General features: G+C 69.5%; 16 protein-coding genes and 2 pseudogenes. 8 read left to right on the top strand and 10 right to left on the bottom strand.

Annotation, left to right across the window (positions count from 1 at the left end; translation table 11 throughout):
- Positions 1 to 231, top strand: a pseudogene (locus AB0873_RS22560) (hypothetical protein); the annotation flags it as partial.
- Between the two features lie 228 nt (positions 232 to 459).
- On the opposite strand, the gene AB0873_RS22555 reads toward AB0873_RS22560, so the two are convergent.
- On the bottom strand, positions 460 to 1,650 hold the full coding sequence (locus AB0873_RS22555; protein WP_366601910.1) for an IS110 family transposase: 1,191 nt from the start codon (positions 1,648 to 1,650) through the stop codon (positions 460 to 462).
- 818 nt (positions 1,651 to 2,468) lie between these two features.
- Between AB0873_RS22555 and AB0873_RS22550 the strand changes: the two genes are divergently transcribed.
- Positions 2,469 to 2,744: a hypothetical protein gene (locus AB0873_RS22550; RefSeq protein ID WP_366601908.1), complete on the top strand. Its 276-nt coding sequence runs from the start codon at positions 2,469 to 2,471 to the stop codon at positions 2,742 to 2,744.
- Positions 2,745 to 2,802: 58 nt separating this feature from the next.
- On the opposite strand, the gene AB0873_RS22545 is transcribed toward AB0873_RS22550, so the two are convergent.
- The gene (locus tag AB0873_RS22545) at positions 2,803 to 3,954 is read right to left on the bottom strand and encodes a hypothetical protein (RefSeq protein ID WP_366601906.1); all 1,152 of its coding nucleotides are present in this window, start codon (positions 3,952 to 3,954) and stop codon (positions 2,803 to 2,805) included.
- A gap of 6 nt (positions 3,955 to 3,960) precedes the next feature.
- Complete coding sequence (locus tag AB0873_RS22540; protein ID WP_196255783.1) at positions 3,961 to 4,272, bottom strand: hypothetical protein; 312 nt, start codon at positions 4,270 to 4,272, stop codon at positions 3,961 to 3,963.
- A 61-nt stretch (positions 4,273 to 4,333) separates the two neighbouring features.
- On the opposite strand from AB0873_RS22540, the gene AB0873_RS22535 reads away from it, so the two are divergent.
- The 3 genes and pseudogenes from AB0873_RS22535 to AB0873_RS22525 all read left to right on the top strand — a co-directional run bounded on the left by AB0873_RS22535 (position 4,334) and on the right by AB0873_RS22525 (position 7,992).
- Positions 4,334 to 6,682, top strand: a complete 2,349-nt coding sequence (locus AB0873_RS22535) for a DEAD/DEAH box helicase family protein (RefSeq protein WP_366601904.1) — start codon at positions 4,334 to 4,336, stop codon at positions 6,680 to 6,682.
- 95 nt (positions 6,683 to 6,777) lie between these two features.
- Complete coding sequence (locus AB0873_RS22530; protein WP_366601902.1) at positions 6,778 to 7,344, top strand: hypothetical protein; 567 nt, start codon at positions 6,778 to 6,780, stop codon at positions 7,342 to 7,344.
- A 2-nt stretch (positions 7,345 to 7,346) separates the two neighbouring features.
- A pseudogene (locus AB0873_RS22525) lies at positions 7,347 to 7,992 on the top strand (nucleotidyl transferase AbiEii/AbiGii toxin family protein).
- Between the two features lie 579 nt (positions 7,993 to 8,571).
- Here AB0873_RS22525 and AB0873_RS22520 read toward each other — a convergent pair.
- Positions 8,572 to 8,859: a RyR domain-containing protein gene (locus tag AB0873_RS22520; RefSeq protein WP_366601900.1), complete on the bottom strand. Its 288-nt coding sequence runs from the start codon at positions 8,857 to 8,859 to the stop codon at positions 8,572 to 8,574.
- Positions 8,837 to 10,966: a TIR domain-containing protein gene (locus AB0873_RS22515; protein ID WP_366601899.1), complete on the bottom strand. Its 2,130-nt coding sequence runs from the start codon at positions 10,964 to 10,966 to the stop codon at positions 8,837 to 8,839. Before AB0873_RS22515 ends, AB0873_RS22520 begins: the two co-directional genes overlap by 23 nt.
- A 131-nt stretch (positions 10,967 to 11,097) precedes the next feature.
- Between AB0873_RS22515 and AB0873_RS22510 the strand changes: the two genes are divergently transcribed.
- Genes AB0873_RS22510 through AB0873_RS22500 form a run of 3 tightly spaced genes read left to right on the top strand, consistent with a single transcriptional unit; the run spans position 11,098 to position 14,566 of the window.
- Positions 11,098 to 11,709, top strand: a complete 612-nt coding sequence (locus AB0873_RS22510; RefSeq protein ID WP_155329094.1) for an NUDIX hydrolase — start codon at positions 11,098 to 11,100, stop codon at positions 11,707 to 11,709.
- The gene (locus AB0873_RS22505) at positions 11,706 to 12,752 is read left to right on the top strand and encodes a macro domain-containing protein (RefSeq protein WP_155329095.1); all 1,047 of its coding nucleotides are present in this window, start codon (positions 11,706 to 11,708) and stop codon (positions 12,750 to 12,752) included. Before AB0873_RS22510 ends, AB0873_RS22505 begins: the two co-directional genes overlap by 4 nt.
- Positions 12,749 to 14,566, top strand: coding sequence for a hypothetical protein (locus AB0873_RS22500; RefSeq protein ID WP_366601896.1), 1,818 nt, complete (start codon positions 12,749 to 12,751; stop codon positions 14,564 to 14,566). The genes AB0873_RS22505 and AB0873_RS22500 overlap by 4 nt, the downstream gene beginning before the upstream one ends.
- Here AB0873_RS22500 and AB0873_RS22495 read toward each other — a convergent pair.
- The 5 genes from AB0873_RS22495 to AB0873_RS22475 form a co-directional block, all read right to left on the bottom strand.
- Positions 14,526 to 14,801 carry a hypothetical protein gene (locus AB0873_RS22495; protein ID WP_155329097.1) on the bottom strand — a complete coding sequence of 92 codons (276 nt, stop codon included), beginning with the start codon at positions 14,799 to 14,801 and terminating at the stop codon, positions 14,526 to 14,528. The genes AB0873_RS22500 and AB0873_RS22495 overlap by 41 nt on opposite strands.
- A 29-nt stretch (positions 14,802 to 14,830) precedes the next feature.
- Positions 14,831 to 16,432, bottom strand: coding sequence for a glycoside hydrolase family 13 protein (locus AB0873_RS22490; protein WP_366601894.1), 1,602 nt, complete (start codon positions 16,430 to 16,432; stop codon positions 14,831 to 14,833).
- Between the two features lie 83 nt (positions 16,433 to 16,515).
- Complete coding sequence (locus tag AB0873_RS22485) at positions 16,516 to 17,403, bottom strand: carbohydrate ABC transporter permease (protein ID WP_366601892.1); 888 nt, start codon at positions 17,401 to 17,403, stop codon at positions 16,516 to 16,518.
- A 12-nt stretch (positions 17,404 to 17,415) separates the two neighbouring features.
- Positions 17,416 to 18,246, bottom strand: coding sequence for a sugar ABC transporter permease (locus AB0873_RS22480; RefSeq protein ID WP_366601919.1), 831 nt, complete (start codon positions 18,244 to 18,246; stop codon positions 17,416 to 17,418).
- Positions 18,247 to 18,452: 206 nt separating this feature from the next.
- The gene (locus tag AB0873_RS22475) at positions 18,453 to 19,832 is read right to left on the bottom strand and encodes an extracellular solute-binding protein (protein WP_366601890.1); all 1,380 of its coding nucleotides are present in this window, start codon (positions 19,830 to 19,832) and stop codon (positions 18,453 to 18,455) included.
- Positions 19,833 to 20,092: the final 260 nt, after the last annotated feature.

Raw genomic sequence — 20,092 nt, 5'->3', positions numbered from 1 at the left:
AGCCCTCCTCACCCTCGCGCAGCGCGCCGACCGTGGTTTCGACCGGCGCGTCTTCGCCGACGCTCTCGGACAAGCCACTTTGCTCGACCCCCTGATGACTTCGCCCAGTACGGCGTCGCCGGCCGAGCGCTGGACAATCTCCGTAGCCGATTCACCGGATGGCGCCGTGAACTGCTCGGCGAGGAGCAACCCGCCGAAGATGACTCCGCTCCCGACTCGCCGCAGCGATAAGCCTGCACATGCAGGACCCAACGTTCCAGCTGATCTTCGGCAAGCGATCGCAGCAAGGCCCCGAAGCGAGCGGCACACAGAGGTCGATGACAAGAACTCGCAGGTCAGACAGCCTGCGGACACAAGCGGAGCGTCGGGTTAGGAGTCTCCATATGACTCCGGGTGATCTTGTCGGGCAGGGTGAAGCTGCCGACCCGATGGGGTCGCGTCGGCGGAGAGCGGGCCGTTTCAGGCTGCGGCGCGGGCGGTTACTGCCGGTCGGCTGAAGGTTTTGCGGTCGCGGATGAGTGCCCAGAGGACATCGACGCGTCGTCGGGCGAGGGCGAGGATGGCTTGCCGGTGGTTCTTTCCTTCGGCGCGCTTCTTCTCATAGTAGGCGCGGGAGGTGGGGCATTCCCTGGCGGCGGTGAACGCGGCCATCCACAGAATGTGCCGCAGTCGTCGGTGGTAGCGGCGAGGCTGCCGATGGTTCCCGGAGATTGTTCCTGAGTCGCGGGAAACCGGCGCCAGGCCGGCATGAGCCGCGAGTTTAGTGGGGCTGTCGTACTCGGTCATGCCGGCGGTGTGCACCAGCAGTTCGGCGGTGAGCAGGGGGCCCATGCCGGGCAGGCTCCCGATGATCGGCGCGAGGGCGTGCTGGTCGAGCTGTTCGGCGATGAGGTCGTCGACGGCGGCGATGCGTTGTTCGAGGGCGAGGATCTCGGTGGCCATCTGCCCGACGACCACGGCAGCGGCACGTTGGCCAGGCAGGTTCACGGTCTGCTGCCGGGCAGCCGCAACAAGGGCCTCGGCGACCTGGACGGCGTTCTTGACATGCCCGCGACGGAGGAGGGCGGTGATCCGATCGACACCGGCGTGCCGGATCGCCGCCGGCGTCTGCCAACACGCCAGGACCATCATCGGGGCCTTCCGGTTCAGATCCACGGCCCGTTCGAGGGCGGGGCTGATCCCGGTGAGGAGTTCCTGCAACCTGAACAGGGTCGCGACGCGCTGCCCGACGAGATCTGCGCGGTAGCCGGTGAGCACGGTGAGCTCGGCCAGGAGCCGGTCGGAGGGTTCCAGGATCGGGATGTCGGGGCGCATGCGGATGGTCTGGGCGATGACGACCGCGTCGCGGGCGTCGGTCTTGTTCTCCCCGGCGAACGCGGCGGCCATGTGGAACGCGACGGTGCCGGAGACGTAGCGGACCTGGACCTGCCGCCGCCACAGCCGGGTCAGCAGCAGCGCCGACAGGCCGGTGGTGACATCCACGGCCCAGCACACCGGCCGGCCATACGTCGACACCTCCGCCATGACCGTGAGCAGTGCGGTCTCGTCGTTGGCGACCCGGCGGGAGTAGACCAAGCGGCCGTCGCCGTCGACGACGGCCATGTGGTGGTGGGTCTTGCCGATGTCCACGCCGATCCACAGCTTCGCCACCCTCGCGCTCCTTCACTTGATCGGGTTTCTCGGTCGGCCCGTCGTCTGTGGGTTCGGGTTTGCCGGTACCTTCTACCAATGCGATCAGGGTCGCGGGTCTCCATCAGCGGTCTACCGAATCTCGCAGACGACGAAGCGGCGGGTGGCATCTCCTACCGTGAGCCAAGCGATCTCGACGAAACACACGCAGCCATACCCACCGCTCCCGGGCATCAGGGTCTACGGCTGTTGGTGCCGCGCCCGTTCAACCCGGCGCGCCCGCGGAGCGAGAAGTGGGTGGCACCTCGAGGCTCAGCCACGATCACGGCGGAACACACACAGCCATCCCCACTCCCGGCCCCGCGGGCACGGCAGCGTCAGCCTGTCGCCGTTGCCGGCCGGCACCACGGACACGATGTGCGAGCCCGCGTGTCAACGCCGGCCGAAGGTTCCACGCGGCGTCGACAGGCTGCCCGCTCCCGGGCGTGGAAGCGTGCAGCCGGGCAGGCGACGGGCCTCAGGGAGATCGTCCGCGGACTTCGGAGGCTGGATCAGCACGAGGCCGACGCGTGCCGGCGTTCGGCGGAGCGGGTGAGCAATTGCCTGACGATCTCCTGATGGGTCCTAGGCTTGCCGGTCAGGTTGACCTTTGTCCTGGCCGGTCCGCGGGCGGGCGGGCCGGGATCGGCGTGTCGGGCGGCTCGTTCTCGCATGGGAAACTCTCGCTGTGAGCTCAGGTGTTCCCCGGACGATCAAGGCAGTCGACACGTCAGAGTTGATCCGGCTCGACACCGAGGCGATTCATTGCGGACTGAACCGCAATTCACGGGGCAGGGTGGTTGGCGGAGTTCGCCGATCCAGCAGCGGTGCACTATCTGTGGCCGGTACTGGTGCACCGGTTGGGGCACCGGCCTGAGTCTTCGCCGCACTGGCGGTGCATGCTGCTTTTGACGGTGCGAGACGGCCAGCAGATCTTTTCCCTGCTGGATGTTCTGCCCGCCTCGTTCGAGGATCTACCCGAGACGCTGGATGCGGCCACGAAGGCCAAGATCGCCCACCGGCTGGAGCATGAGGGCCTGCTGACGCAGGCGCAGTGGGCCGACCTCAACCCCTGATCCGGGTACTGCTTGGCGGTGATATACGGCGGCTGATGTAGGGCGGCGAACCGTGCGGTCAGGTGTCGAGGCCTGCGAGGTTGAGGCGTTCGAGCAGGCTGGGCTTGCGGGCGTGCACCGCCCGTAGCTCGGCCAGCCGGTGTCGGAACGATGAGCTGTCTCCGTCGCGTTCGCCGAGGTCGTGCAGGTCGACGAGGAGTTGTACGGCGGTGTCGTACTCGCGGGGTTTCTTTGTGGCGATGAGTTCGTCGACCCGCTGCCAGGCGGCGGGTTGGTCGACTGCGAGGGTGTCGAGGTGTCGTTGCCGGGCTGCTGCGGCGGACCGTTCGCGGCGAGTCCGGTCGCGTTCGCGCTGCTCGGCGTCCCGTCGTTCCCTCTCGGCGCGCAGGTCCGCGGCGGTGGCGAGTAGTTCTCCGGCGGTGCGGGCGGCCGTCGGGGTGGACGCGTCGGTGGGGTGTGCGTCGCGGTAGCGGCGCAGCAGTCGGCTGCGTAGGTGGCTGTCGCCGCCGGTGATCAGGTCGGTCAGGATGGCGTCCTTGTCTGGGGCGGGCAGCCCGACGACCCAGGTGCGTAGTTGCGCGGCGGTCGGTTCACCGGAGGCGGCCGGCGCCGACCCGGCCGCTGCGGCCGCGATCAGGTCGGGGTCGAGGCGCAGGAACTCGGCTACGGCGGTGAGGGCCGCGTCGAGGGTACCCAGTCCGGCTGGGACGGGCGGTTCGGGCTCGTCGTCGGCGATCTCCTCGGACTGTACGCAGCGGAGCCAGGCCAGGTAGAGCAGGCGCAGGTCGCCGGCGGCGAGGCCGGCCCGGACCGGGATGATGGAGGCGAGCAGGCCGTGGCCGTCGAGGTCCCACTCGTCGGTGCCGTCCTCGTCCTCGTCGTGGAGGTCGATGATGACGTGTTTGCCGGCGGTCCAGGCGGACGCGCTGTCACTCTGGCAGTACCGGGCGACGGTGGCGGGGTCGAGCACGTTTTTCGGTAGCCGCAGCATGAGCTGGTGGGTGCCCCAGTTGGCCAGGTACAGGTGTGCGTCGAAGTACCGTTCCATCAGCGTGCGTGGGTCGCCCTTGAAGTTGCCCCACTCGTAGGTGTTGACGAGGCTGGTGGCGGTGATGTCGGCCCGGGTGGACAGCGACCGCAGTTCGGCCTGCTCCCGGCTGGTGAGGGGCCGGTCGACGGCGGTGAATTCGTAGTACTGGTACTCGCTCACGGGGGCCTACCTTCCGGCCCAGTGCCGGTAGGCCTCGATCCACGCGGCGCCGTCCGGCGTAGGGGTGGGTAGCGGCAGGTCGAGCAGGTCGATCCTCTGCCGGTGGCGGCCTCGGGCGCAGACCGCGACGATGCTGTCGGCGGTCAGGTCGATCTTCCGCACGGTGACCTCGACGCCGATGACGGTGGTGGTGAACGGCACCGCCAGGTGCTCCTCAATCATGGTGAACAGGCCGGTGAGCTGTTCGTCGTCTCCGTACGCGTCGACGGTGGCTTCCTCGATCATCGCCTCCAGCGCGGCGTTTCCCTTCGATGCCATCGGCGGAGGATAGCGGACCGGTGTCGAGGTGTTCGGAGCCTGATGCGCGAGGATGGTCGGCATGGGTTCGGTGGCCGAGTTCGTCGATCTTCGGCGGGAGGTGGAGCGGTTACGGGCGGAGAACGCCCGGCTGGCGCGTCTGCTGGAGCTGCGCGGCCAGGACACGACGGCGGCGCCGGAGCAGTTGTCCGCGCCGGTTGAGCCGCCAGGGCTGGTCACCATGGCTTCGCCGGCGCAGGACAAGCTGGTGCTGTTCGCCGACCGGTTCCGGGCCCGGGTCGACGTGTACGCCGTGCGGTGGGAGAACGCCCGTACCGGTGCTGCCGGGTGGATGCCTGCGGTCGCCGGAGGCTGGCGTAAGGGTATGGACCGGCGCGGTGCCACCTACCTGCCCCGCACGACGGAGGTCGTCGCGGCGCATCTCGTCGGCGACGTGTTCATGGGCCTGTACCCGCTGATGCCCGGCAACACCTGCCACTTCGTCGTGGCCGACTTCGACGGGCCGACGGCGATGCTCGACGCCCTCGCCTACGTGAAGGCGGCACGAGCCAGCGCGGTGCCCGCCGCGTTGGAGATCTCCCAGTCAGGCCGCGGCGCCCACGTATGGGTCTTCTTCGCCGGCGCTGTTCCCGCGGCCACCGCGCGCGCCGTCGGCACGGTCCTGCTGCGTGAGGCGATGGTGCTGCGCGGGTCGATGGACCTGCGCTCGTACGACCGTCTCTTCCCCAACCAGGACGTCCTGCCCGAGGGTGGCTTCGGCAACCTCATCGCCGCACCGCTACAGGGACGCCGCCGCAAGGACGGACTGACCACGTTTCTCGACCTCGGCACCCTCGAGCCGCACGCGGACCAGTGGGCGTTCCTGTCGACGCTGGACCGGCTCAGCCCCGGCGACGCCGAACGGATTGCCCGGCAGGCCAAGCAAGCCGCCACCGGTGCCGACGTCGCCACGATGAGCCGGTCCGCCGCGACCCAGGTCCACCCTCCGCTCCCTCCGGTGGTCCACGCGGAGGTAGGCGCCGGGCTGAGCATCGACGCCAGACAGCTCACCCCCGCCGCACTGGCGACGTTCAAACACGCCGCCGCCATGGCCAACCCGAAGTTCTACGAGCTGCAGCGACTCCGCAAGTCCACCTGGGACACCCCACGCTTCATCCAGGGCTACGACCTCACCCTCGATGACCGCTTGGTCCTCCCGCGGGGCCTGCGGCACACCATCACCACGATCGTCGAGCGCGCCGGATCCCGGCTGGCAATCACGGACGCACGAAACCCCGGGACCGAGATCGACGCCGCGTTCACCGCCGAACTCACCAGCAGGCAGGCCAACGCGGTCGGCGCGCTTCTCGCCCACGACGACGGGATCCTGGTCGCCCCACCGGGCTCCGGCAAGACCGTCATGGCCTGCGCCGTGATCGCCGAACGCAACACCTCCACCCTCGTCCTCGTCGACCGCAAAGCCCTCGCCGACCAGTGGCGCACCCGCATCCAACAGTTCCTCGGATTGAGGCCGGGGCAACTCGGCGGCGGCCGACGCAAGCTCACGGGCACGGTGGACATCGCGCTGCTGCCCTCCCTCGCGCGGCGCGACGACGTCGCCATCCTGACCCAGGGGTACGGGCACGTCATCGTCGACGAATGCCACCACCTCGGCGCCGCCGCGTACGAGCACTCGGTCAAACGGATCGCCGCGCAGTTCTGGCTTGGCCTCACCGCCACACCTACACGACGCGACGGCCTCGGCCAACTCGTCACCTGGCAACTCGGACCCGTCCGGCACACCCTGACCGACGAGGAACAAGGCACCCTCGCCGCAGCGATGCACGCCGACGCCGGACCCCGTCGAGCGCTGTTCATCCACGAGACCACATTCCAGCCCGGCGACGTCGACCTGGACGCGCCCGGCGCGCTCGCCGAGGTACACCGGCGACTGGCCCTCGACGAGCCCCGCAACACCCAGATCGCCGACGATGTCGCCGTAGCCCTGACCCGCGGTCGCAACTGTCTCGTCCTGACCCGACGGGTCGCCCAGGTCGGGGCACTCACCGCTCTGCTCGCCGCACGCGGACACCAGGCACTCGTGCTGCAAGGAACGATGAGCACCAGCGAACGGCGGACCGTCGTTGACGGGCTCGACGGCGCCAAGACCGGCGACGGCCTGCTCGTCATCGGCACCACACCGTTCATCGGTGAAGGCTTCGACGCCCCCGCCCTCGACACCCTCTTCCTCGCCGGCCCGATCTCCTACGACGGCCTACTCGTCCAATGCGCCGGCCGCGTCATCCGCGCCGCGCCCGGCAAGGACCTCGCCGAGGTCCACGACTACCACGACCCGGCCTCACCCATCCTCGCCGCCTCGCTCCCACGCCGTATGCCCGGATATCGGGCACTCGGGTTCACGAGAACATGAGTGCATCCGATCGCGATCACCACGACTGGTTGCCGCCGGTCACGAGATACGACCAGACGCCAAGCGTGCTGGGCCTAGCGTAGTAGGCTAAGGGTGTGGGCCGGTTTTCCGAGGACGAGCTGCACGCGGTTGTCTCCCGGTACGAGGCGACGAGGGCGGCCGCGTTGACCGAGCGGGACGAGCAGCTGCGGGCGTTTCACGCGGCCGGGTGGCGGCCGGTGGATCTGCAGCGGGTCACCGGATACAGCCGGGAGACGATCCGTCAGGCGCTACGACCGGAGGTTCGGCGGGCGACCAACATCAGCCGGCGCAGGACATCACCCCGACCGCCGGCGGACTACCGGCCCTACGGCGACCGGAAGCCATACGTGATCGCCGAAACCCTCGCCGCAATGCACGGCCCGACCGACGGCACGGTGACGCTTCCGCGTCATCTCGACTGGTCCGGGCACGCCGAGTACGACCTGAGCCGGGCCGCACGCCTGGCCAGCATGTACAAGGTGGTGCTCACCGAAGCCAGCACGGTCGAAGATCTCAACGCCTGGCTCGACGCCGAACTCCTCCGGCGGCTCTGGCCCACCCTCTGGCTGCCACCCCAGCTCCGCCAGCGCTGGGAGGACGCCTTCCCCGAACTCGCCGCCACCCGCAGCGATGCGGCATAGCGGTGGACCCCTTCCACGAACGCCTCGCCCGTACCGGACTCGCGGCGGCCGATCGATACGGCTTCGCCCTGGCCGGCGGCTACGCAGTCCAGGCCGCCGGACTTCTCGAGCGGCCCAGCGAGGACGTCGACCTGTTCACCGCCTGGGACCGCCGCGACGAGTTCACCGCCGCGGTCACCGCCGTCGTACACGCCTACCGAGACGACGGCCTCACCGTCGAAACCGAGCGCCAGTACGACACCTTCGCCCGGCTGGCCGTCACCGACGGTAGCCGGGTTTCCAAGGTCGAACTCGGCGTGGACTGGCGCGCCAACGAACCGATCCTCATGGCCATCGGACCGGTCCTGCACCCCGACGACGCGGTCGCGAACAAGATGAGCGCCCTCTACGGGCGAGCGTTCGCCCGAACTTCATCGACATCGACGCCACCCTCCGATCCGGCCGCTACACCCGCGACGCCCTCCTCACCCTCGCGCAGCGCGCCGACCGTGGCTTCGAACCGCGAATCTTCGCCGACGCCCTCGGACAAGCCACCCAGCTCGATCGGATGACTTCGCCCAGTACGGCGTCACCGGCCGAGCGCTGGACAATCTCCGAAGCCGATTCGCCGAATGGCGCCGCGAACTGCTCGATGAGGAAGAAGGATGACTCGGCTCCCGACTCGCGGCAAACGTTAGGCCTGCACCCGCAGGACCCACAACGTTCCAGCTGATCTTCGGCAAGCGATCGCGGCGAGCCCGCGAAGCGACCGGCACGCAACGGGGGACGATTGGGAAGCCGCAGGTCATCGGCCTGCGGACACCGACGGAGCGTCGGGTAGGAAACCGATGCTCTATCCCCTGAGCTACGAGGGCGCGAGCGCCAAGTCTAGCGACCTGGGGGTTCACCTGGGGCGGCAGGGAGTGCCCCACGTTCACCCCCATCACCCGCACCGCCGTTCTCCCAGCCCAGGACCACACCCGAGCACACGAACCCTTCCCACTCCCGGCCCAGCGGACACGGCAGCGCCAGCCTGCCGCCGTCGCCGGCAGGCACCCGCCGGTGCAGTCCCAGCGCTGCAGATGCTGGCGTGCCGCCGCCGCGACCAGCCGGGGCGTTGCGGATCTGTCTGGCATTCGAGGAGTGGTGTGGCATCGGGGTAGCCCCGACCGTAGAAGGCGTGCGGCGTCGCGGTCACCAGCGCCCCGACCCGGTCAGGATGGACCGTCGCCGGGTGACGGGACGTCCTCAGGTGGGGTCGCGTTCGATCCGGAAACCCAGCTTGATCAGAAGCCGGATGGTCCCCTCGATGAGATCCCGGTCGTAGGACTTGTCGTCGTCGTTCAGTTCCTCGTAGGCGACGAGGTTCGGGTGGGTCTTCTCGATGTCGTTCCGAACCTCGCCGTACCTCCAGCCGTCCGCGAGCCGTTTCGCGGCCCAGATGTCGTGCGCCTGGCGGGAGAGCGTCTCCTGTTCCTTGCGCACCGCCTGCGGCACCTCGATTCCGCTGGTGTCAATCGGCTGCGGCTGCCACACCGAATGCCCCCTCGTCTGCCGCGTCCGTGCGCGGCGGTCGCGGCCAGTGCGCCGAGACTAGCCGGCTGACGACGACGAACGCCCGCTCTGCCGCCGTCCCCCGGGCCGTATCGTCCGCGTCGGGCGGCGCGACACCGACGACCGCGCTGAAGTGGCTGATCCGCCCGTACGTCCGGAAGTCCTCCAACTGCTCGACCGTGTCCACCGACAGCACGCCCACCGCTACCGCGTCGGGCCACGTGTCCAGCACCGGGGCGAAGGCGGGGGCGTCCGGCGCGTGCACCACCTCGTCACCGACGGTCAGTGTCCCCCGTACCACCGATGGCAGCCCCTCCGCCGATGCCGCGACACCCGGATCGGTCGGGTAGTCCCGGTGCAGACTGGGCACGAACGAGCTGTCCACGCTGAACCGGTGGAAGCCGCAGATCCGGTCCGCCACCACCACGCCGGCCGGCACCACGGCCGACGCGGTGCCGAGCAGCACGACGTGCTCGGGCCCGAACGCCTCGACGGCCGCGCGCAACGCTTCCCGGCCGCCGTCCGCGCCGGCCCGGCAGAGCACCAGTTGATAGCCGCTGCCCTGCTGACGGGACACCGTGCCACCGAGCCAGTCGAAGCGGTTGGGGTGCTCGGCCGTGCCGACCACCGGGGACGGTTCGCGCAGCATGCGGGCCGCCGCAGCGTACTCCGTCGGGCCGGTGGCGAGCACGACCACGTCCACGTCCGGCGCCGTCCGCCCGCCAGCCACGGTGATCTCGATGCGGGGGCGGCGCCGCCGGTCGGTCAGGTCGGTGAGCGCCCGGTCCACGTCGTCGACGATGCGCCGCACCCGTGCCGTGTCGCTCAGGTGCATCATCGAGGTGCCCTGGATCGGGACCGTGGCACCGGCGTCGTGGTCGAGGAAGTACGGCAGGACCCGCATGCGCCGCTGACCGCTCAGCTCCAGCGCGATGTCCATCTCCTTCCTGCACCACATGCTGTTCAGGTAGTGCCGGCTCACCAGCGGCACGAAGATCCGGCACTCACCCACCTTGGCGAGCAGGCGGTGCTCCCACGCCTTGCCACGCGGTAGGTCACTGTTGAACAGGTAGTGGAAGTGCTCGACGTTGCGCAGGTCCAGTTCCTGGGCGATGAGCTGCGCGAGGTCGTTGTCGCCCTGGGCGCTGCTGAGGAAGACGGGGCCCTGGTCGCGGCCGAGACTCCACACGTACCGGCGGGCCTCCTCCAGGCCGGCGAACTGGAGCCGGGGCATCTGCAGCCGGCCGATCTCCCGGCCCAGCTCCGGCAGCAGCACGTCCAGGTCGGACCACCAGATGGCGTGCCGGTTGACCGCGCTGGACGCCTGCAGCGCGTGGCTGACCGCGAGCCGGGGCAGTTGCCGGATCGCGGTGTCGTCGGCGCGGTGGCACACCAGCCGGACCGTCGGCACGCCACGGGCCTGGAGGAACGGCAGCACCCAGGACGGTGTCCGTGGGTCCAGGACGTCGAGGAGGACGAAGTCGTACCGGTCCAGCAGGGTCGCCGCGCCCGCGGCGTCGACCTCGTCGCGCAGCAGGGCCTCGGAGATGTTGTCCACCTGCCAACCGGCCTGGGAGATGAGCCGGCGCAGCTCCGGTTCGGCCGCCGCGTACTCGGGGGTCGGTGGGAGCATCAGCGCGGCGGCGCCCAAGGGGCGGTCCACCTCGTCCGTGTGCTCCCGGGCGCGGGCCACCAGCTCGTCGAGAGCGTCCAGGGGCATCCGGTACGCGGCGAGCCGGTTGCGGTTGAACGGACGGGCCAGGTCCGCGCCGATGAAATGGCGCGCCGGAATGTTGATCTCCGGGATTACCAGCCTCGGCCGGTTCGCCAGTACCGCCATCCCGTACTCGTGCACCGCGAACGGCGAGCAGCGGTACTGCGGCTGGTTTTCCCGACGGGTGACCACAGCGACGAAACAGGCGGTTCGCCGCATCATCAATTCAAGGTGCATCGTGGACAGGGTCGCCGAGCGCGGGTCGACGGCGAGCGCGAACCGTTCCGACAGCGCCTCCAGAAAGAAGTCGGTCACCCGCCGGTCCAGGACGTCGTAGCTGTGGCTGAAGTAGGCCGCCGGGCGCTCGTCGAGCATCTCTGGTCTCCTGTGACGCCATAATCCGACAGATCGTCCCAACATCAACGACGCTGGAATCGGAGTTATGCTTAGGTTAACCGCCGCGCTTTGTGAGGAACGCGCGCGTTTTTTGATCAAGGAGCGGCAACGTGCCCGATCGCCAGCGGAACGTCGAAATCCTCTCCGAGCAGGTGCTCCTCACAACCCGGATCTTCACCATCCGGGAAGCCGAACTCCGTTACCGCACCTATGGCGCGGACCGCTCGTTGTCCGGCGACTGGAGCAGGGCGGTCACCCTCGTCAACGCCGACCGCGGCGACTCCGTGGCAGCGGTCGTCGTGGACACCACGCGCGACGAGCTCGTTCTCGTCGAGCAATTCCGGTTCCCGACCCTGGGACACGGATCGGGGTGGTTGGTCGAGCTGGTGGCCGGAATGGTCGACGCCGACGAAGCGCCGGAGACCGCCATCCGCCGCGAGATCCAAGAGGAGATCGGGTACGACGTGTGCGCTCTGGAAAGGATCGCGACGTTCTATCCCTCGCCCGGAGGATCTTCGGAACGCGTCATTCTCTTCTACGCGGAGATCGACGACAGTCTGCAGGTGAATGAGGGTGGCGGTCGCGCCGACGAGGCGGAGAACATCGCCCGCCGCGCGGTGCCGCTCGGCGATCTCCCGGCGCTGATCGACAGCGGCACGATCCAGGACGCGAAAACCCTGGCCGGGCTGCTCTGGCTGCACCTGAAAAGGTCACGGTCGTGAACCCGCTGCTGCTGGGCGTCACCGGCGCCCTGGTGCTGATCGGAATCCTGCTGCAGATCTGGTTCTCCGACCCACGGCGCGCCGGCCGGCAGGCCGCGATGCAACTGCCGTCGGTGCTGCTCTATGCGGTCGCGGTCTCGCTGCTGATGTTCTCGATCTTCCCGGAATCGTACGCCGACGGTCGCGCCCTCGGTTTCAGCATCGGCGGCGCCGCGGCGTTCGTCCTGGTCTTCACCACCCTCTCCTTCCAGTGGTTGGCCCGCGCCGGCAAGCGCGACGCGCTCGAAGCCGAAGTCCGCCGCGCCGGGCAGGAGGTCGAGCAGCTGAAGCTGCGGCTCACCATCGTGGAGGCCGCAAAGCAGCCCCAACGCCTGCAACGCACGACCCGGACCGTGGCGTTCATCCGGCAGGACCGCCGGCACCGGCTCGGCATCATCACCGGCAACATCGCCAACGTCACCGGCGTCGACGTCTGGGTGAACGCCGAGAACACCCAGATGGAGATGGCCCGCCCGACGGAGCCGACCATCTCCGGCACGATCCGTTACCGGGGCGGCCGCCGTGACCCGGCCGGCAACCTGGTCGACGACCTGATCTACAACGAGCTGCGCGAGGTGGCGCTGCGCACCCCGGTCGCCCCCGCCACGGTCTTCACCACCTCCTCCGGCACGCTCGCGGTGGACAACGGCGTCAAGCGGGTCCTGCACGTCGCCTCGGTGGACGGCTCACCGGGCACCGGCTACCGGCAGGTCGCCGACATCGGCGGCTGCATGCGCAACGTGCTGGCCGAGATGGACCGGCTCAACGCCGGCGGCGACCAGCTGCGTACGGTCGTCCTGCCGCTGCTCGGCACCGGTAACGGCGGTGGTGATCTGGAGCGGACCGCCCAGATCATGGTCGAGGCCGCGCTGGACTACTTCCGGGCGCACCCAACCAGCCGGATACGCACCGTCTATCTGCTCGCCTTCACGGACCTGGAGGAGCGGATCGTCCGCCTGGTGCTGACCGAACACCGCGACATCAGCGGTCTCGAGTCGGCATGACCGTGCTCGCCGACGCGGTCGAGACGATCGCGGAGGCCGGCCCGGCGGGTGTCCTCTTCTGGACCGGGGCCGGCATCTCCCGGGGCGCGCCGAGCTGCCTGCCGACCGGTTGGCAGCTCACCGAGCGCACCTTCTCGGCGCTGTTCCGCCCGTTCACCCTGGACACCGTCCTCGCGTACCACGAACTGCTGGGCTGGCGGCGTGGGTCCATCTGTCCGGCCGAGCCGGCAGGGACCCGGGTGCCCCGGCTGGAGACCGTGCTCGGCGCCGGCGCGCAGCAGAGCCCCGACCTGGTCGGGGAGATCCTCGCCGACGTGCGGGACGCCCGGCCCAACCCGGCGCACAGGTTCCTCGCCGCTCACCTGCACGCGGGCGGGCGGCAGCTCACCGCCAACTTCGACCTGTGCGTCGAACGCGCATTCCTCGAACGGCACGGGCGGTCGCCGCGTCCCGGGCAGATCCACCACTTCCACAACGCCTTCTCCGACGGGTCGGATCCGGCCCGCCTGGGCGCCACCCTCGCGCGCATCGAACGCGGCTTCGACGACAACGACCGGGCGGCGCTCGTCGACCGACTGCGGGGGCCGGCTCGCCGGATCGTCATCGTCGGCTACAGCGGCAGCGACTTCTTCGACGTGGACGTGGCGGTCGCCGACCTCCCGCCGGGCGCGCTGGAAGGCCGGACCGTCCACTGGGTCAACCACTCGTCCTGCGCCTGGCACCGGCCGGTCCCGCAGCGGTCCACCGCCGTCTTCGGCGTTGAGCACGGCAACCCGGGCGGTACCCTGCCCGCCCTGGCCGGGCATCTGCGGAGAGCCGGGGCCACCGTCGCGTTTCTCTGCGGGCCGACCACCGAACTCCTCGACGGGCTCGCCGCCTGCTGGGGTTGCGACCCGGTGCCGCCGCCGGTCCTGCGGCCACCGCGCGCCGTCAGCGTCGTCGTGGACGACCGACGCCGGCTGGCCGGTACCTTCCTGTTCTTCCGCGCGGTCGGTCTCGTTCCCGAGGTCCGTCGGCTTCTTCCGGAGGAGCCGGACGTTGCCGCCGAGGAGTTGATCCTGGCTCGATCCGACCTCATGTGGGAGGAGGGTCGGTACGCCGACCTGCGCCGCTGGTGGCGGCGGCAGCCACCGTCGCTTCGCCGCACCGAACGCATCGGGGCGACGCTCTGGGCCCAGGGCCGGTTGCTGCCCGCCTACGCGTGGCTGACGTGGCACCGGCGGCGCGCCTCGAATGAAGCGGAGCTGCGGCTGATCGCCGAGACCGAGGCCCGGGTCATCGAGCACATGAGGCTGGTGCCCGACCTGCGCTGGCTGGGCCGCCGCCTGGGCCGCAACGCCGTCCGCTGGTTGCCGGCACCCCGCCAGCAGGACGGGCTGCACGAATTCCGGCGACTCGCCGACGTCTCCGGAAGCCTGAGGCACTCCACAGCAGCCACCCCTCGGCCGGAGTCCGAGGCGGCCGAGACCCAGGAGTGGTTCCTGGAGGCCGGCAACGTCCACGCGGCCCTCTCCTACCAGCACCGGCGTCTGCGGGACAATCATCGCGTCGAGACGCTCGTCGCCGAGCTGGGCGGGCTCTACCGCGCGCAGCGGCGCCGGGCCGAGATCCTCGGCTCCACGGCGGCGTCCTGGCGGGTGCTCCTGCTCCCTCGGGCCGGGGAGGTGTTCACGCTGCGTGAGGCGGTCGTCGGGTGCGCTGCCGTGCAGTTCGGCGGCTGGCACCGGGTGCGCCTGCTCGGTCGCCTCCTGCTCGACCGGGTCCGGTCCCGGATCAGGCCCAGGGAGGCGGGGTGGGCCCCTCCCCGGTCGTGATCAGGCGGCGCAGGCTGCCGTTGAGGTAGAAGCTCCAGGCGTTGGAGCAGTTGTCGAAGCATTCGAAGCGGGGCACGAGGCCCTCGTGGGCGAACCGGACCACCGTCTGGTCTCCCTGTTCCGCGATGTCGAAGCTGATCTCCGTGCCGGTCCACTCGCTGGGGTTGCTGGCGAAGGTGAGCTTCGCGTCGACCACGCGCCACACGACCCGCTCCCCCGGCACGAGTTCCGTCACCCGCTGCTTGGAGTAGTGGACGTGGGGGGTCAGGTCGCCGGCGTCGTCTCCGGCGTCCGCAGCCAGACGGCGGTGTCGGGCGGCAGCAGGTCGTCGTCGAGCGGCCCGCTGGCGAGCAGCCGCCCGGTGTACGGCGGCAGCGGCACCGCCGTCGTGGAGAGGTTGACCACGCAGGTGAAGCCGGGGTCGCGCCGGAACGCGAGCACTCCGTCCGGGGCGGGCAGCCAGGTCATCCCGCCGTCGCCGAGCGCCCGCTCGGCCCGGCGGGTGGCGATGGCGGCCCGGTACAGCTCCAACATCGACTGCCCGTCGCCGGCCTGCGCGGCGGCGGTCCGGTCCTTCCAGTCCGCCGGCTGCGGCAGCCACGGCGTCGCGGTGGCGTTGTCGGGGCTGAAGCCGAACGGCGGCGTCTCGCCCGACCAGGGGATCGGCACCCGACAGCCGTCCCGGCCCGGGTCGACCCCGCCGGAGCGGACGTGCATCGGGTCCTGCCGCAGGTCGTGCGGGATGTCCTCGACCTCCCACAGGCCCAGTTCCTCGCCCTGGTAGACGTAGGCGGCGCCGGGCAGGGAGAGGGAGAGCAGGGCCGCCGCCCGGGCGCGGCGGGTGCCGAGTTCCAGATCGCTCGGAACTCCCTCGCGCTTGGTGGCGAAGCTGAACGTGGTGTCCTCCCGGCCGTACCGGGTGACGTGCCGGGTGACGTCGTGGTTGGAGAGCACCCAGGTGGCCGGGGCGTCCACCAGGGCGTGGGCGGTCAGCGTCGTGTCGATGCAGGCGCGCAGCGCGTCCGCGTCCCAGGCGCAGCCGAGGAAGTCGAAGTTGAACGCGGCGTGCAACTCGTCGGGGCGCAGATAGTTGGCGAACCGCCGGTGGTCGGGGAGCCACACCTCGCCGATCAGCGCCCGGTCGCCGGGGTAGCTGTCGGTGATCCGCCGCCAGCTCCGGTAGATGTCGTGCACGGCGTCCACGTCGACGAACGGGCTCGGGCCGTCCGGCGTCGCCTCCGGCAGCGTCGGGTCCTTGGCCAGCATCGCCGCCGAGTCGATCCGGATGCCGTCCACGCCCCGGTCGAGCCAGAACCGCAGGATGTCCTCGAACTCGGCGCGTACCCGGGGGTGGTCCCAGTTGAAGTCCGGCTGCTCGGGGGCGAAGAGGTGCAGGTACCAGTCGCCCGGCGTGCCGTCCGGGTTGGTGGTCCGGGTCCAGGTGTCGCCGGCGAACGGGGAAACCCAGTCGGTGGGCTTCCGCGCGCCGTCCGGGCCCCGTCCGGGGTGGAACCAGAACAGCTCCCGTTCCGGCGCGTCCGGGCTGGCCAGAGCCGCCTGGAACCAGGGGTGCGCGGCGGAGCAGTGGTTCGGGACCACGTCGACGATGGTCCTGATGCCCAGCGCGTGCGCCTCCGCGATCAGCGCCTCGACCTCGGTGAGGGTGCCGAACACCGGATCGATGTCGCGGTAGTCGGCCACGTCGTAGCCGGCGTCCGCCATCGGGGAGGGGTACCAGGGGCTGAACCAGATCGCGTCGACGCCGAGCGCGGACAGGTAGCCCAGCCGGGACCGGATGCCGGCGATGTCGCCGATGCCGTCACCGTTGCCGTCGGCGAAGCTACGTGGGTACACCTGGTAGATCACGGCTTCACGCCACCACGGACCACTGTCTGCTGCGGACACGGGCACCTGCTTTCTGCGTCGGTACGTCGGCGGGTTCGCCGGGGCTATCCCTTGAGGCCGCCGGTGGTCAGGCCGGACATGATGTTGCGTTGGAAGAGCAGGAAGAGGATGACGGTCGGTATCGCGGTGATCACGGACGCGGCGATCACCACGTTCATGGGCGTGCCACCGGCGAAGGCGTAGATGCCGACGCTGACCGTCCGCGTCTCGGGCGACGGCATGACCAGCTTCGGCCAGAGGAAGTCCTTCCAGACCGCGGTCACGGCGAAGATCGAGACCACGCCGAGGATCGGGCGCGACATCGGCAGGATGATCGACCAGAGCGTGCGCAGCGGTGTCGCCCCGTCCATGAGAGCCGCCGCCATCAGGTCCTCCGGGATCGAATCGAAGAACCGCTTCAGCAGAAAGATGTTGAACGCGTTGGCGACCAGCGGCAGCCAGATCGCGAACGGCGAGTCGAGCAGGCTGAGGTGCAGGATCGGCAGGTCGATCACGGTCACGTACTGCGGGACGATGAGGACCATCGCCGGGATCATCAACGTCGCCAGCATCAGGCCGAGGATCGCGTTGCCGAACATCGGTCGCAGCTTCGACAGGGAGTACGCCGCGGCGGTGTCGAGGACGAGTTGGAACAGCACCGCCCCGGCCGCGTAGTAGAACGTGTTGAACAGGAGCTTGGCGAGGTCCAGGTTGTTCCACGCGTCGGCGTAGTTCCGCCACTGCGGGTCCTGCGGGAACAGTGACGGCGGGGTCTGCGCGATCTCCTGGCCGGACTTGAGCGCGCCGGTGACCATCCAGTAGAGCGGCCCGAGGAAGACGAGCGTGAACCCGATGATCACGACGGCGAGCAGCGTCCAGTAGATCGCCCGGCCGCGCCCGCGTCGGAGCTGGGCCTGGGAGATGAGGGTACGGGTGCCGGAGTCCTGTGCCATGGGTCGTCCGTCCTAGTCCTGTTTCGCGGTCAGTCGCAGGTAGCCGGCGGAGAAGCCGGCCAGCACCACGAGCATGATCACGCCGAGCGCCGCAGCGCCGTTGAGGTCGTTCTGGAAGAACCCGTGCTGGTAGATCAGGTACGCCACCGAGGTGGCCGAGTCCTCCGCACCCGCGCCGTTGGCGAGGATCAGTGGCTCGATGAAGAGCTGCATGGTGGCGACGATCTGGAGCAACGCCAGGAGCGCGAGGATCAGCCGGGTCTGCGGGATGGTCACGTGCCGGATCCGCCGCCAGATCCCGGCACCGTCGAGCTCTGCCGCCTCGTAGAGTTCGCCGGGGATGTTCTGCAGCGCCGCCAGGTAGATCAGCACGGCGCCGCCCATGTTCATCCAGGTCGACGCGATCACCATTGCCGGCATGGTCATCTCCGGTGACTGCATCCACTGCGACGTCGGCAGGTGCAGGGCCTTGAGGATCGCGTTGAAGAGCCCCGCGTCGCTGGGGTCGTACGCGTAGAACTTGAAGAGGTAGAGCGCCGAGGCGGGCGGCAGCATCACCGGCAGGTAGACCAGGATCCGCAGGTACCCCTTGGCGTGACGGAGCTCGTTCAGCAGGATCGCCACGAAGAACGGCACCGCGTACCCGAGGACGAGCGCGAGGATCGTGAAGTGGAACGTGTTCTTCCAGGCGGTCCAGAAACTGGGGTCGTCGAGGATCCGGACGTAGTTGTCCCAGCCGACCCAGGTCGTCTCGCCCCGTCGGGTGCGCTGGAAGCTCATGACGACGCCGCGGACCATCGGATACCAGGCGAAGACCGCGAAGCAGAGCACCGCACCGATCAGGAACGCGTGCCCGGTGAGGTTGTCCCGTAGCTTGCGGCCGAGGCTCGTACGCCGAGGCCCGGCCGGGGACGGCGGCGCGGGACGAGCCGCTGTTCCGACGGTCCCCGGGGCGGAGGTGATCGCCAAGGCAACTCCTGGTGGGTCGGTGACCGACAATGCGGCGCGGACGGTGTGGGGGCCGGCGCTCCGGCCCCCACCCGAGCGAATCAGCTCTCGGCGGCGAGGAGCTGGTTGACCTTGTCCTCAGCCGTCCTGAGCAACGCGTCGATGTCGGCGTTCGGGTTCGTCAGCACCCCGGACATCGCCGCGTCGAGCACCGCGTAGATCGCCTGCGCGTTGCGCGGCTCACCCTTGATCGGCACCGGGTTCGCCTCGAAGATCGCGAAGTTCGTGGTGTCGACGTTCGCGTTCGCCTTGCGCAGGTCGAGCTCCTGCTTCTGCGCGTCGCTACCGGCCGCGAAGAGCAGCGGCTGGGGCAGCCCGACGGGGTAGTTCTGCGGCTTGGCCCGGACGTAGTCGAACTGGCCCGTGCCCGGCGTCAGCTTCTGGTACGCAATCCACTTCAGACCGGCCTTGACCTGCTCCGGGGAGAGGCCCTTCTTGAAGAAGTAGCCCTCGCCACCGCCGAGGGTCGCCTTCGCCGGGCCGTCCTGGCCGGGCAGCGGCCCCATCGCCCAGTCCTGGAACTTGCCCTGGAACTGGCTGACGATCGCCTGGGTGGTGTCCGGCGCGCCGATGAACATGCCCACCTTGCCCGCGGCGGCGTTGGTCAGCAGGTCACCCCACTGGAGCAGCTGGCGGCTGCCCATGCTGTTGTCGCCGTACCGCATGTCCTTGAGGTTCTGCAGGACCTGCCTGCCCATGGCGTTGTTGAAGTCGGCCTTCTTGCCGTCCGGCGTCAGCACCTGACCGCCCTGGGAGTAGAGCAGCGAGGTGAAGTGCCAGCCCCCGGTGTTGCCGGCGCTGTACTCGGCGTACCCGGCGATGCCGTTGCCGATCGCGGCGATCTTCTTGGCGGCCTCCCGGACCTCGGGCCACGTCTTGGGCGGGTTGTTCACGTCGAGCCCCGCCTGCTGGAACAGGACCTTGTTGTAGACCAGCCCCATCGAGTAGTTCTTCACCGGGACGGCGTAGAGCTTGCCGCCGTCGCTGAACACCTCCTTGAGCGCCGGGTCGACGCTGTCCCAGGTGGGGATCGTGTCCTTGGTGGCGTACCCGGTGATGTCCATCGCCTGGCCGGAGTCCAGCACCTGCTGGAGGTCGGTCATGTAGCCGTAGAACACGTCGGTCACCGTGCCGCCGGCCAGGCGGGCGGTGAAGTCCGGCGGGTTGTTGCACTGCTCGCCGACGCTGACGCTCTTGATGACGATGTCGGGGTTCTGCCGCTGGAACTCGGCGACGTCCTCGTTCCAGTTCTGAAGCAGCTCTTTCTGGGCGCCGACCGGCTGGCAGTCGACGGTGATGGTGACCTTGCCGCTCGCATCGTCGGTCGCGTCGTCGCTCTTCGTGGAGCAGGCGGTGAGGGCGAGCCCCAGGCCGGCCGCGAGCGCCAACGCCGCGGCCTTCCGGTACTGCGGTACGGACATCTGTCCATCCCTTCGGGAACGAGGTGTCTCCGTGAAGTTCGCTGATCCGCGGTGATCGCCACCGCCGCGTGTCCTGCTACTGATCGGTTCCGCCATGCGCCCTGACGCGCGGTAACCGCTCCAGGGCCCGATGTGAGTGGAGTCACTGTAGCGAGGCGAACTCATTTCAGCAAGATTTCGATCTGGGACTGAAAAGATGCGACTGTAGCCAGAGAGCGTGCGACGGGGGGCTGGAAGTGGGCCGTTCCTCGTCGGACCAC

It is taken from the genome of Micromonospora sp. NPDC047707 (genome assembly GCF_040704235.1).
Classification (GTDB): Bacteria; Actinomycetota; Actinomycetes; order Mycobacteriales; family Micromonosporaceae; genus Micromonospora.
This window is presented reverse-complemented; position numbering and strand designations above follow the sequence as displayed.